This is a genomic window from Providencia sp. PROV223, from assembly GCF_028479245.1.
GTDB classification, from domain to species: Bacteria; Pseudomonadota; Gammaproteobacteria; order Enterobacterales; family Enterobacteriaceae; genus Providencia; species Providencia rettgeri.
In genome coordinates this window covers 1-12,806 of the sequence record NZ_JAMPNG010000007.1, presented here as the reverse complement: position 1 = coordinate 12,806, position 12,806 = coordinate 1, and the positions used below count along the sequence as shown (strand labels likewise).

The following is a 12,806-nucleotide window of genomic DNA, read 5'->3' as shown; positions in this document are numbered from 1 at the left end:
TTCCGCCGTATTGGCATTATCATTCATCAACTAGAGATAGCAGCGATGCAGGATTTGCGTCTGATATTAGTGGTCGTAGGTGCGATAGCGATTGTCGCTTTATTACTGCATGGTTTATGGACCAGCCGTAAAGAGCGCTCAAAGTTATTTCGCGATAGACCCGTAAAACGTAGAAAAAACGATATGCAAGAGAATTCATCAGAATATGATGATTCCGCATTATTTACTGAAAATCAACCTACTCAGCAAGCGCCTGTTCACCCTGCTGCGACTGAGCCTGTATATCCGGTAAAAAATGAGTCTCCAGTTGAACCTAATATACAGCCACAGGCATCGGTTGAACCTGACATTATTATGAATATGGAGCCAGAGGCTAAATCGCCAGTTCATAATGAGCCTACGATGCACCAACGTACTGAACCTGTTCATGTACCTGAGCAACTCACCATTAATATGAGTGAGGAAGTGGCTATTGAGCCAGAAGTTCGTACTCAGCCAGTCATTGGTACTGCCGCTGAGCCACATATTGATTCAACTAAATTGAGCGAAGAACCTCAGCCGAGTACCTATGAACAAGAGACGCAGCATATTGAGAAGAAAGCTGAGCCGCAGGAAAATTCTGCTACAACAAGTAGCAAGGAGACAGTCCTGGTACTTCACGTAGCCGCTCTTCAAGGACAAGAACTTCAAGGTGAATTGTTACTGCAGAGTATTTTACAAGCCGGTTTCCAATTTGGGGAAATGAAAATATTCCACCGTCATGTGAATCCGTCTGGTACAGGGCCTGTGCTGTTTAGCTTAGCTAACATGGTAAAGCCGGGCTCATTTGACCCTGAGACAATGGCGGACTTTACCACCCCAGGGGTTTCCATGTTTATGATGGTACCGTCTTACGGTGATGCAGGGCAAAATTTCAAACTGATGTTGCAAGCGGCTCAACGTATCGCATCAGATGCGGGAGGGGTTGTTCTTGATGACGAACGCAAAATGCTGACACCTCAAAAAATAGAGGTGTATCATGCACGAATTAGAAACACACTAAGTTAAGTAAACATTGAACAAAACCCCCATTAATTGGGGGTTTTTTATCTGTATGAGTGAATCATGACTACCAAACAAGAAATAGACGAATTAAAAAAGCAGTTACGTCATCATGAATATCAGTACCATGTATTAGATGCGCCTGAAATTCCAGACGTGGAATATGACAAGTTAATGCAACGTCTAAAAGAGATAGAGGCGCAGCATCCTGAACTTGTCACCAGTGATTCACCGACTCAACGTGTTGGTGCTGCACCATTAGCTGCGTTTGATACCGTACGCCATGAAATTCCTATGTTGTCGCTAGATAACGTTTTTGATGAAGAAAGCTATCTTGCGTTTGATAAGCGAGTCAGGGATCGCTTGAAAAATCATCAAGAACTGACTTTTTGTTGTGAGCTCAAGTTAGATGGGCTAGCGGTCAGTTTGCTGTATGAAAACGGTGAGCTAGTACAGGCCGCGACTCGGGGCGATGGAACCGTAGGCGAAAATATTACTGCGAATGTTCGAACCATTCGTGCTATCCCATTGCGTTTAACGGGAAGCAATATTCCTGATCGCGTTGAGATCCGTGGGGAAGTTTTTATGCCCCAAAAAGGCTTTGAAGCGCTTAATGAGCAAGCACGCAAAACGGATGGCAAAGTCTTTGCAAACCCACGTAATGCAGCAGCAGGTTCTTTACGCCAATTAGACCCACGTATTACCGCCAAAAGGCCGCTTACTTTTTATTGTTATGGTGTGGGGCTTGTGGAAGGAGGCTCTTTACCGGATACACATTATGACCGTTTAATGCAATTCAAGGCATGGGGTTTACCGGTTAGTGATTATGTTCAATTACGTGTTGGTCATCAGGCAGTATTGGATTTTTACCATGAAATTGAGCAAGTTCGACCTGACCTTGGCTTTGATATCGATGGTGTGGTTATTAAGGTTAACTCGATTGCGATTCAAGAAGAGTTAGGGTTTGTTTCTCGAGCACCTCGCTGGGCGACCGCATTTAAATTTCCAGCGCAAGAACAAGTGACATTATTAAAAGATGTTGAATTTCAAGTCGGGCGTACCGGGGCTATCACGCCTGTCGCGCGTTTAGAGCCCGTGCAAGTTGCAGGTGTTGTTGTCAGCAATGCGACTTTACACAATGCCGATGAAATCGAACGCCTTGGTGTGCATATTGGTGACACGGTTATTATTCGTCGAGCCGGAGATGTTATTCCGCAAATCGTCAGTGTTGTGGTTGATAACCGCCCTGCAGATAGCCGGGAAATTGTTTTTCCAACTCATTGCCCAGTATGTGGCTCTGATATCGAACGAATCGAAGGCGAAGCGGTAGCGCGCTGTACAGGTGGGCTTATTTGTGGGGCACAACGCAAAGAAGCACTGAAACATTTTGTCTCACGCAGAGCAATGGATGTCGATGGTATGGGCGATAAAATTATCGACCAGCTAGTCGAAAAAGAGTATGTCAAAACTCCAGCAGATTTGTATCAATTAAGTGCAGGTATCTTAACAGGCTTGGATAGAATGGGGCCGAAATCGGCACAAAATCTGGTTGATGCACTCAATAAGTCTAAACAAACGACGTTAGCTCGTTTTATTTATGCCCTTGGAATTCGTGAAGTTGGTGAAGCAACGGCGGCAAACTTAGCAGCGCATTACACCACACTTGAAGCCGTGATGGCGGCAGATGAAGAGTCACTAAAAACGGTTCAAGATATTGGTCATGTGGTCGCGAAGCATGTGGTCAATTTTTTCCGCGAACCTCATAACCAAGCGGTGATTGAAGATTTACTGACTAAGGCAAATATTCATTGGCCTGAAGTAAAAGTCGTCAACAGTGCAGAAATTGATAGCCCATTTGCAGGTAAAACGGTAGTGCTAACAGGGTCAATGAGTATCTTGACGCGTGATGAAGCCAAAGACAAATTAGTCGCTTTAGGTGCAAAGGTTTCAGGAAGCGTCTCTAAAAAAACAGATTTGGTGATTGCTGGTGAGGCTGCAGGTTCTAAATTAGCGAAAGCAAATGAACTTGGCATACGTGTTATAGATGAAAATGAATTGATTCGTTTGCTGAATATTCAATAGTGAACTATATTCAATTTGGCTTAGTTGCCTACAATCTCTGTAGGCAACAATTTTGTACGCAGGTTGTTGTAAGTCTTAACTTAAATTCTCAGTAAAATTTCTGTGCAAAAAAAGCGAATACTAGGATTTGTTATAGTTGAAACGTGATCCCCTTCTTCTTTTTGCAAAATACACCTAGTAAGCTTTCATATTAATGTGACCTCCGTCTCATTTAAATGTTGTCTATTACATAGAATATGCACATAGACTGATTCTTAAATTTGTTGGAGTCGCATATGACCTCGATCCTGCATTTCGTTTTATCTTTAGTAGTAATAGCTGCTCTTGCTATTTTAGCCAGTAGTAACCGTAGAGGGATCCGCCCTCGCTATGTTGTTCAACTACTGGTTATTCAAATTGCATTAGCTTATCTGTTCTTAAAATCGAATATTGGCGAATCATTTGTTCTTGGTGTGGCAGGGGTATTTACCCACTTGCTAGGCTATGCAGCAGAAGGGACCAAATTTATTTTTGGCGGTATGATTGAAGGCAACTTAGCGTTCTTCTTCTTACAAGTATTATGCCCAATCATCTTTATTTCTGCGTTGATCGGGATCTTACAGCACGTCAAAATTCTTCCTATTGTGATCCGTATCATCGGTACCGTGCTATCGAAAGTGAATGGTATGGGGAAATTGGAGTCATTTAACGCAGTCAGCTCATTGTTATTGGGTCAGTCAGAAAACTTTATTGCGTATAAAGACCAATTGAACCGGATGTCTGACCGCAGAATGTACACCATGGCCGCAACAGCCATGTCAACGGTATCTATGTCTATCGTTGGGGCATACATGACCATGTTAGAGCCACGTTTCGTGGTCGCTGCATTGGTTCTGAATATGTTTGGTACTTTCGTTGTACTCTCACTGATTAACCCGTATCCACCGGAAGGTGAAGAAGATATTCAAATGAGCAACCTGCATGAAGGGCAAAGCTTCTTTGAAATGTTAGGTGAATATATTCTTGCAGGGTTTAAAGTAGCAATTATCGTTTCAGCAATGTTAATTGGTTTTATTGCCCTCATTGCGATGATTAACGGTATTTTCTCAGCCGTATTCGGTATCGACTTCCAAACCATGTTAGGTTACGTGTTCTATCCGTTTGCGTGGATACTTGGTATTCCTGCTGATGAAGCCTTACAGGTTGGCGGAATTATGGCAGTGAAAATGGTGACGAATGAATTCGTTGCGATGGACGGCTTACAAGCGATTGCTGGTGGGTTATCTGAGCGCTCTGTTGGTATCTTATCTGTATTCTTAGTTTCTTTCGCTAACTTCTCATCCATCGGTATTATTGCGGGTGCGATTAAAGGCTTAGATGAGAAACAAGGTAATACCGTGGCTCGCTTCGGTTTGAAATTACTGTACGGTTCAACCCTAGTTAGCTTCTTATCTGCAGCCGTTGTCGGGTTAGTTTTGTAATCCACTAAAACATGCTAAATTAAGAAACGGCGTTCAAATGAGCGCCGTTTTTTTATGCTTTGACACAAAAGAGAACTTATAATGGAAAAACAAGATCTCATTGATATCGCCAATACCTATATGCCATTTGGTAAATATAAAGGCTGCGTATTAATTGATTTACCTGAAGAATATTTATTATGGTTCTATAAGAAAGGGGAGTTTCCTGCTGGACGTTTAGGGCAGTTAATGGAGATGACCCTAGGGTTAAAAATAGAAGGCTTAGAAGGGCTAGTAAAGCCTTTAAAGCGAGGTTAATTGTGCCCTAGTGCGTGAGTAATCTTCTGGCTTAAAGTAATAAATAACTTTTGCTCTTGGGGGGTTAATGCTGCTTTGACCTTAGCCGCGTTTTCAGCACGTCCTGTGGCTGCACGCTGCAAAAAATGATGCCCTTTGTCGGTTAAATGGGTGATCAGTTCCCGTCTATCTTCTTCAGATTGATATTGCTCGACAAATTCATAATATTTCAGAACTCGAAGAAACTTCGATAAATTTTGACGAGAAAGGCCAAGTGCTTGGCTTAACTGGCTTGGTGTTAAGTCTCCTTTTAATCTCAATATCTCTAGCACATCATATTGGCCCCAAGTTATTTGTTCAGGGGTAAAGCTAACTCTGCGTGCAACTAGCGTACATTGCAGTAGAGAAAGCGCATCTTCAAGAGAATTTGGCATTATGACGATCCCGTAATATTCAATCTGTTGAGTATATATTGATTTTAATAATAAGACGACCAGTTGATTAACTTTAGTTAATTAATTATAGTTAACTAAAGTTAATTATAATTGAGGTGAGCTATGGGTAAATTTAATCAGCGAGTTGCGCTTATAACAGGGGCATCGACAGGTGTCGGTTTCACTATTGCACAAAAGCTGTATTCACTTGGCGCAATAACGGTAATTACGGGGCGTAATGAGGCAGCTTTACAACAAGCCGCTAAAGAAATAGACCCAACAGGACAACGTGTCTATGCCATAAAAATGAATGTCGCAAATGCACAAGACTTTAAAACAACAGTTGAAAAAATTGAGCAACAATACGGTGCATTGCATTACTTGGTGAATAATGCAGGGATCACTGGGCCTCATGGCGTCAATATTGAAGATTATCCTTTAGAGGCTTGGCATGAGGTGATCGAGACCGATATAACAGGAACATTTCATGGTTTAAAGTACAGTATTCCTGCGATTTTGCGCAGTGGTGGGGGAGCTATCGTGAATTTATCAGCTTGCAATGGGGTAACAGGGATAGCGGGCATAGCACCTTACACCGCAGCAAAGCATGCGGTACTGGGGTTAACGCGTTCAGCAGCCTTAGAAAACGCTCAAAAAGGTATTCGTATCAATGCGGTTGGCCCCGGCTATGTAGAAACACCGAATATTAGCGTATTACCACAGGAAACGAAGCAATGGATGGCTTCAACTCATCCAATGGGTAGAATGGCTACTCGGCAAGAAATTGCTAATGTTGTCGCTTTCTTGTTATCAGAAGAGAGTAGCTTTATAACAGGGGCGTTTATTCCTATTGATGGTGGTTATACTGCGCAGTGATGCAAAATAATCAAGGTTTGGCGTCAGCCACAAAATGAGGGAAGACGCCAAAATTACTACCAGTCTACGAGCCTGCTTTGCATCCCTTGGTGGCTAGGGAAATGTGGTAAAACCTCTTCAGCCATTTCTTGTAGTACCTCTAAAGCTGGTCGCTCAGAGTATTGAATTCCAATCGCGGCATGGTTAACTCCCGCAGCTTGCCATTCTTCGAGTAGTTGAATCAAACCGTTACGGCCTGTTCGTAGAGTGAATCCTCCTCGTAAAGGAGTGCGCGGGAAATCAGGATCATCGACAAGGTCAATCCATTCATTTGTCATATGTGGCCTAAAGTCATGTTCAGGGATGAGGGCACGCCAGGACGCAATTTTCTCAGCTAAACGAAGAGCGCCTTCTGGATGACTGGTAGCTTCAGGATAGGATAACCAACCATCGGAATAATCAGCAATCCACTGTTTAGATTGGCCTGAGCCTCCTGTGACGATTAATGGTATTTGCCCAGTGATTGGTTTCGGGAGTAGCTGGGCTCGATTGAACTCACCTAGTGGGGATTGAATATTCAGTAACCCATCAGCCATTAACTGCCTAAAGTAATCAACAGCCTGTGCAAATCTTTTTGCACGTTGCTCATAATTAATACCATAGGCAGGAAACTCAATAGCTCTATCTCCTGAGGCGATACCCATTACTAGCCGGTTACCTGAAAGTTGGTCAATTGTGGTGGCCGCTTTGGCTAAATCAATTGGGTGTCGTAATGAAAAAATCGAGCTTCCTGTAACCAATGCAACATTTTTTGTTCTGGCAGCAATAAAAGACAAATAGGTCAGAGGATCAAATAACTGACCTGCATCACCAAACAATGGGTCGAATAAGGGAATATCTCGCACCCAAACTGCAGCAAAATTATATTCATCAATATGTTCGATTAACTTTATTTGCCCTTTTAATACCTGGGTATCTCCTTGATAAAAACGTAAGGGCAGGAAAATTCCGACAGTAAGTTTGTTAGGAGAAAACATACGACTATAGCCTACATGAGATGCAAAGGACGATGATGGCTGTGCTTTTTGTTTAGGGAAAAATGGGGATGTATTCATGTTATTGTCCAATATTAGGCTTCTGTAGCAGGGGCGGGTAGAGTGATCCCTTTCATGACAGCGGGTCTCAAGGCAACTCGGTCATACCATTTCGTTAAATGTGTGTGTTGGCTAAAATCGAACGCAATAACCTGAGCAATGTGTAACCAGCCGAAATTAGCGATATCTGCGATGGAGTAATCAGAGCCTGCAAGATAAGGTGCATTTTCGAGTTGTTTGTCTAATACCGTGAGTGCCTTGTGGGTCATATTAAAATAGCGTTCCACAATCTCTGGCTTTGGTGATTTATCGAAAATAGCGAAGTTTACCCATTGACCTATAATCGGCCCTAAACTGGCAGAATGGAATTGTAGCCATTTAATGGCTTCCCACTTTTGTTTAGGGATAGCGGGAAGAAGTTGGCCTGTTTTTTCAGCAAGATATAATAAAATTGCGGCTGATTCAAAGAGAGTAATCTCTGTTTGTGGATCATAAATAACAGGAATACGTCCATGAGGATTTAACTGTAAAAAAGTGGGTTGCTGGTGGTCACCACGAGAAATTTGTATATGATTAAGGTGGTATGGAAGGTTTAGTTCTTCTAATGCTATTGTTATTTTAAATCCATTTGGTGAGCTATCAGTATAAAGTTCAAGCATAGTTGTATTCGCTTTTCTATATCGTTAAGATTGAATTGATGCCTTGATTATTGGTTTTCTACTGAAGAAAATAAAACCATATTAACTCAACTTAAATTTAGAAAAACTAAACTATGAATCCGGTTCTCCCATTACTTGCTTTACGAGCTTTCACCGAAGTGGCGAAACATAAAAGTATTAAGCGCGCCGCACACTTTCTTGGTGTGACATCAGGTGCGGTTAGCCAGCAAATTCGTTTATTAGAAGAACGGATTGGAATGCCATTGTTTGTGCGCAGCCACCACAGCATGGAATTAACACATGCAGGGCAGTGTGTTTACCCTGCGTTGTTGCAGGCATTCGAACAAATCGAAGGTTCAATGTATGTACTAGAAAATATTCGTAAAGAAAAAACGATTAACATTAGTACCGTTCCTTCATTTGCCGCCTCTTGGCTAGTACCCCGTTTAGGGAGGTTCACGCAGTCACATCCTGAAATTGAGGTGCATATTGAAGCTTCTTCAACGTTAGTTAATTTGCATCAACAGCGGGTCGATATTGCTATTCGCCATGGTCTAGGTCATTACCCCAATTTAGTGAGTGAGCGGTTAATTACCCCTGTTTTATTACCGGTGATGAGTCCAAATTTTCCAATTAATAATCCGATTATAACCCCAGCAGATTGTCTTAATTATCCCCTTTTGCAAGATAATGACAGAATGGACTGGCCATTATGGTTAGCTGCGCATGGTGTTGAACAGGATAAACAGGCAACACGAGGTAGTGCATTTGATGATGATTATTTATTGATCCGTGCTGCGATTGCAGGGCAAGGTTTAGCCTTAGTCCCAAAAGAGTATGCGATACAGGAAATCGAAGAAGGGCGGCTAGTGCAAGTGATTGATAAGCCATGGCCAGCGAGGTTCGCGTATTATTTAGTGATGTTACCGGAATCTATTGAAAAAACAGAGGTTTTAGCATTTTTAAATTGGATTAAATCGGAAGCTAAACAGACTGAAAGTGTAGAAAGTTAATGGTGGAGCTAAGCGGGATCGAACCGCTGACCTCTTGCATGCCATGCAAGCGCTCTCCCAGCTGAGCTATAGCCCCAATCGAAATGTTTTGTATTGTGCCATCTAACAGGGAATTAGATGGTGGAGCTAAGCGGGATCGAACCGCTGACCTCTTGCATGCCATGCAAGCGCTCTCCCAGCTGAGCTATAGCCCCAAGCAAAATCTTTTGGACGCAGGGATGATATTCAAGGCTAGAGAGAGTGTCAATCAAATAATAGCATTTCCAAACCGATTGATTAAATATAAAGCAAATTCTAGCTAATTCAAATGATTGAAGTAATCAGCGGGTAATTTTTATTTATTAAAGCCAAACCCTTGGCCGATGTTAATTTTTGCACCGTTTCTCAAGAGCAGCGTATTATTATATTGGATATCATCATTAGTTAGATTTGGAGCCATAAGCAATAAGCTACTGCTATCAACGAGAAGGAGCGTATTTTTTAATGATATGTTATTCATGCTTATTGATGAGGTTTTTTTATCATATGGCCGTGTGATATTAATGGCGGAAAACGCCTTTCCTTGAAACTCACCTAGAGTTGAGATCTCTGCGCGTTTAGTATTAATAATTCCATTATTTGCTATATTAAATTCATTTTCGCTATGAATGAATAGATAAGGTGTATTTACCGTTGCAGCTGGCCTTATCAGAATATTTTTTCTTTTCCGCTGTTGTGGTATTGCCTCAGGAAAGATATCTGGAATAATTATTTCATCTTTTGTGATTTTAACATCACCATTATAAATTTTAATGCTTCCTTCAGAGTGATTTTCTTTATTAAACCTAATTTTATTGGCCATTAAATTCAAGTCATTATAATTATTTTTTAATTTACTGATGTTGATTGTTCCTTTTTGAACTGTATTGGGTTTATATTCTCCTTTATTATTAATATGTTGGACTGAAAAGGCTGTTAAAGTGGTTAAATTATCAAAGCTACAGCGATTACAGTTGATCCCATTGGGGTTGACGATAAGGTGATGGGTTTTCCCGGTGTTAATATTAATATTACCGTTAATATAACTTTTGTTATTGGAAGTGACCTCGCTAATAATTAATTTTGCTGGATAAATAGGGTGGTTATTGATTTTCAACCCCTCTTTATTAACATGAAATTCTTGATAATAATTATGGGAAACTTGGTTTTTATCGCTTGGGTTTACCTCTATAATAGGAATATTGTTTCTGTTTTCAGTTATTCTAATTTGTTGGTTTTTACTATTATCAATGAGTACTTTCTTTTCTGAGAGAATAGAGGAAAAACTCATTTTTGAAAATATTACTATAGGTAATATGATTGTGAGATTGATAATGAATTTTTTCATTTAATGACCGTAATTGTGTGATAGAAGTGTTTACCATAAATTAATCATCACCCATACGTCTAATTAAGATTTTATATGAACCCAGGTAATATATAAATAATAACCTCATACGTGATAAGACGCATGAGGTTATTTAATTTTAGTCGTTATTATTGTGCGCTTGATTCGCGCTCACTAATAAATGAAAGTGCTTTTTCAATACGAGCGATTGAACGGGCTTGGCCGATAGCGTGAACGGTCACATCAAGGCCTGGAGATTGGCCGGCACCTGTTACAGCAACACGTAAAGGCATTCCCACTTTACCCATACCCACTTCTAATTCAGCTGCAGTAGCTTCGATGGCTTGATGAACATTTTCAGCCGTCCAATCAGTGATCGCAGCTAACTTATCTTTTACGACTTCTAACGGTTGACGTGCAACAGGTCGTAAGTGTTTTTTCGCGGCATCAGCATCAAACTCTTCAAAATCTTGGTAGAAATAGTGGCAGGATTCCGCCATTTCTTTCAATGTCTTGCAGCGTTCACCCAGTAATTTGATTAGATCAACTAATTGAGGCCCTGTGCTGGTATCAATGTTTTGTTGTTCAATATGCCATGCAAGATAGGTTGCAACTTCTTCTGCTGGTAATGTATTGATATAGTGGTGGTTTAACCATTGCAGTTTTTCAGTGTTAAACGCACTTGCTGATTTACTGATAGCATCAAGGCTGAAATACTCTTTCATTTCTTCAACGGTGAAAATTTCTTGGTCACCATGAGACCAACCTAAACGCACAAGATAATTAAGAAGCGCTTGCGGCAAATAACCGTCATCACGGTACTGCATAACGCTAACTGCACCATGGCGTTTTGACAGTTTTTTACCATCATCACCTAGGATCATTGACACGTGGGCATATACAGGCACTGGTGCCCCTAATGCTTTTAGAATATTGATCTGGCGAGGTGTGTTATTAATATGGTCTTCACCACGAATAACATGAGTGATTTCCATATCCCAGTCATCAATTACGACGCAGAAATTATATGTCGGGGAACCATCAGTACGGCGAATGATTAAGTCATCCAGTTCTTGGTTACTAAACTCAATTGGCCCACGAATTTTGTCGTCAAAAATAACGGAACCTTCTTGTGGATTACGAAAACGAACAACGTGTGGCTCATCTGGCGTATGGTTGTGAGCATGATCACGGCAGCAACCATCGTACCGAGGCTTTTCGTTATTTGCCATTTGTTCTTCACGTAACGCTTCTAGACGCTCTTTTGAACAATAACAACGATAAGCGGTACCCGCATCTAACATTTGATCAATGACATCATTATAACGGTCAAAACGTTTAGTTTGATAATAAGGACCTTCATCCCAATTTAAATTCAACCAGTTCATACCGTCCATAATGGCGTCGATAGCTTCCTGAGTTGAACGTTCTAAGTCAGTATCTTCAATACGCAGGACAAATTCGCCCTGATTGTGGCGACTAAATAACCAGGAATACAGAGCGGTACGTGCACCACCAACGTGTAAATAGCCAGTTGGACTTGGCGCAAAACGGGTTTTGATTTTACTCATCGAGATTGCCTTAATTGCAAAACATGTTTTTGAAGCGCTTATCTATTTACTGTAAAAGACTAAAAACAAGCACAGTTAACTGGGTAGCAAGTTTGATGTTCTAAACAGCGAAATGTCTAAGCATTGCTAAAATGTGTATCTATTCTATCATCCTACAATGATTCCTCAATCAAGTTATCAGAATAGAAGACAAGAAATTACGCAGTTTCGCCAAATTTGACATAAATAAATGCGCTTTAAAAATAATTTCTGTTTTTTTCTTAAAAGAACAAAGAGAAAATGATAGGTAATTGATTAAAAAGGCAGCTTTTCTGGTGAATATTGAAACATCTTGATTATTTTTGCAACGAACGATAAAAATCTATTGAAAAAGCGTTGACTCAGAACTCAGTATCCCTATAATGCACCTCCATCGACGACGGGGCGATTAGCTCAGTTGGTAGAGCACCTCCCTTACAAGGAGGGGGTCAGTGGTTCGAGCCCGCTATCGCCCACCACCGTTGACGATGACAGTAAATAATTGGGCGATTAGCTCAGTTGGTAGAGCACCTCCCTTACAAGGAGGGGGTCAGTGGTTCGAGCCCGCTATCGCCCACCAATTATTTATTATAATGTAATATAAGTCATGAAGTGGGCGATTAGCTCAGTTGGTAGAGCACCTCCCTTACAAGGAGGGGGTCAGTGGTTCGAGCCCGCTATCGCCCACCACTTCATTAGATACTTGCATTAAAATACAATTTAGATGGGTCGTTAGCTCAGTCGGTAGAGCAGTTGACTTTTAATCAATTGGTCGCAGGTTCGAATCCTGCACGACCCACCATCTAAGCAGTAAAAAAATCAGAATTTCCAAGATGGGTCGTTAGCTCAGTCGGTAGAGCAGTTGACTTTTAATCAATTGGTCGCAGGTTCGAATCCTGCACGACCCACCATCTCAGCCATTTCTAAGTTAATTTCC

The 12,806-nt window shown here is 41.2% G+C and carries 11 protein-coding genes and 7 tRNA genes; 11 read left to right on the top strand and 7 right to left on the bottom strand.

What is annotated here, in order from left to right; genetic code table 11:
* Positions 1–45 precede the first annotated feature (45 nt).
* The 4 genes from zipA to PR767_RS09950 all read left to right on the top strand — a co-directional run bounded on the left by zipA (position 46) and on the right by PR767_RS09950 (position 4,880).
* Positions 46–1,047 (top strand): cell division protein ZipA, encoded by a 1,002-nt coding sequence (zipA, locus tag PR767_RS09965; protein ID WP_109911491.1) that lies wholly within the window; start codon positions 46–48, stop codon positions 1,045–1,047.
* 57 nt (positions 1,048–1,104) lie between these two features.
* Positions 1,105–3,123: an NAD-dependent DNA ligase LigA gene (ligA, locus tag PR767_RS09960; protein ID WP_109911492.1), complete on the top strand. Its 2,019-nt coding sequence runs from the start codon at positions 1,105–1,107 to the stop codon at positions 3,121–3,123.
* A 275-nt stretch (positions 3,124–3,398) separates the two neighbouring features.
* A complete protein-coding gene (locus tag PR767_RS09955; protein WP_272520246.1) occupies positions 3,399–4,583 on the top strand; it encodes a NupC/NupG family nucleoside CNT transporter in 1,185 nt (394 codons plus the stop codon).
* A gap of 81 nt (positions 4,584–4,664) precedes the next feature.
* Positions 4,665–4,880, top strand: a complete 216-nt coding sequence (locus tag PR767_RS09950; RefSeq protein WP_109911493.1) for a DUF3820 family protein — start codon at positions 4,665–4,667, stop codon at positions 4,878–4,880.
* Here PR767_RS09950 and PR767_RS09945 read toward each other — a convergent pair.
* The gene (locus PR767_RS09945) at positions 4,877–5,293 is read right to left on the bottom strand and encodes a MarR family winged helix-turn-helix transcriptional regulator (protein ID WP_109911494.1); all 417 of its coding nucleotides are present in this window, start codon (positions 5,291–5,293) and stop codon (positions 4,877–4,879) included. The two genes, PR767_RS09950 and PR767_RS09945, sit on opposite strands and share 4 nt — an antisense overlap.
* Positions 5,294–5,416: 123 nt before the next feature.
* On the opposite strand from PR767_RS09945, the gene PR767_RS09940 reads away from it, so the two are divergent.
* Entirely contained in the window at positions 5,417–6,169 is a 753-nt protein-coding gene (locus tag PR767_RS09940; protein ID WP_272520245.1) for an SDR family NAD(P)-dependent oxidoreductase, read from the top strand.
* Positions 6,170–6,225: 56 nt separating this feature from the next.
* Here the strand turns inward: PR767_RS09940 and PR767_RS09935 are convergent, their stop codons facing one another.
* Both PR767_RS09935 and PR767_RS09930 read right to left on the bottom strand, forming a co-directional pair.
* Entirely contained in the window at positions 6,226–7,263 is a 1,038-nt protein-coding gene (locus PR767_RS09935; protein WP_272520244.1) for an LLM class oxidoreductase, read from the bottom strand.
* Positions 7,264–7,277: 14 nt separating this feature from the next.
* Positions 7,278–7,901 (bottom strand): glutathione S-transferase family protein, encoded by a 624-nt coding sequence (locus tag PR767_RS09930; RefSeq protein WP_272520243.1) that lies wholly within the window; start codon positions 7,899–7,901, stop codon positions 7,278–7,280.
* A gap of 113 nt (positions 7,902–8,014) precedes the next feature.
* Here PR767_RS09930 and gcvA point away from each other — a divergent pair, with 113 nt between their 5' ends.
* Positions 8,015–8,914, top strand: a complete 900-nt coding sequence (gene gcvA / locus PR767_RS09925) for a transcriptional regulator GcvA (protein WP_004912564.1) — start codon at positions 8,015–8,017, stop codon at positions 8,912–8,914.
* On the opposite strand, the gene PR767_RS09920 is transcribed toward gcvA, so the two are convergent.
* From PR767_RS09920 to gltX, 4 genes are all read right to left on the bottom strand, one after another.
* Positions 8,915–8,990, bottom strand: a tRNA-Ala gene (locus PR767_RS09920). It lies immediately after the preceding gene.
* A 42-nt stretch (positions 8,991–9,032) separates the two neighbouring features.
* Positions 9,033–9,108, bottom strand: a tRNA-Ala gene (locus PR767_RS09915).
* A gap of 140 nt (positions 9,109–9,248) precedes the next feature.
* Positions 9,249–10,280, bottom strand: a complete 1,032-nt coding sequence (locus PR767_RS09910) for a two-partner secretion domain-containing protein (RefSeq protein ID WP_272520242.1) — start codon at positions 10,278–10,280, stop codon at positions 9,249–9,251.
* 149 nt (positions 10,281–10,429) lie between these two features.
* Positions 10,430–11,851 carry a glutamate--tRNA ligase gene (gene gltX, locus PR767_RS09905; RefSeq protein ID WP_004912558.1) on the bottom strand — a complete coding sequence of 474 codons (1,422 nt, stop codon included), beginning with the start codon at positions 11,849–11,851 and terminating at the stop codon, positions 10,430–10,432.
* A 421-nt stretch (positions 11,852–12,272) separates the two neighbouring features.
* Between gltX and PR767_RS09900 the strand changes: the two genes are divergently transcribed.
* The 5 genes from PR767_RS09900 (at position 12,273) to PR767_RS09880 (ending at position 12,780) form a co-directional block, all read left to right on the top strand.
* Positions 12,273–12,348: transfer RNA gene (locus PR767_RS09900), tRNA-Val, on the top strand.
* A gap of 25 nt (positions 12,349–12,373) precedes the next feature.
* A tRNA-Val gene (locus tag PR767_RS09895) sits at positions 12,374–12,449 on the top strand.
* A 34-nt stretch (positions 12,450–12,483) separates the two neighbouring features.
* A tRNA-Val gene (locus tag PR767_RS09890) sits at positions 12,484–12,559 on the top strand.
* Positions 12,560–12,595: 36 nt separating this feature from the next.
* Positions 12,596–12,671, top strand: a tRNA-Lys gene (locus PR767_RS09885).
* Positions 12,672–12,704: 33 nt separating this feature from the next.
* Positions 12,705–12,780: transfer RNA gene (locus tag PR767_RS09880), tRNA-Lys, on the top strand.
* Positions 12,781–12,806 lie beyond the last annotated feature (26 nt).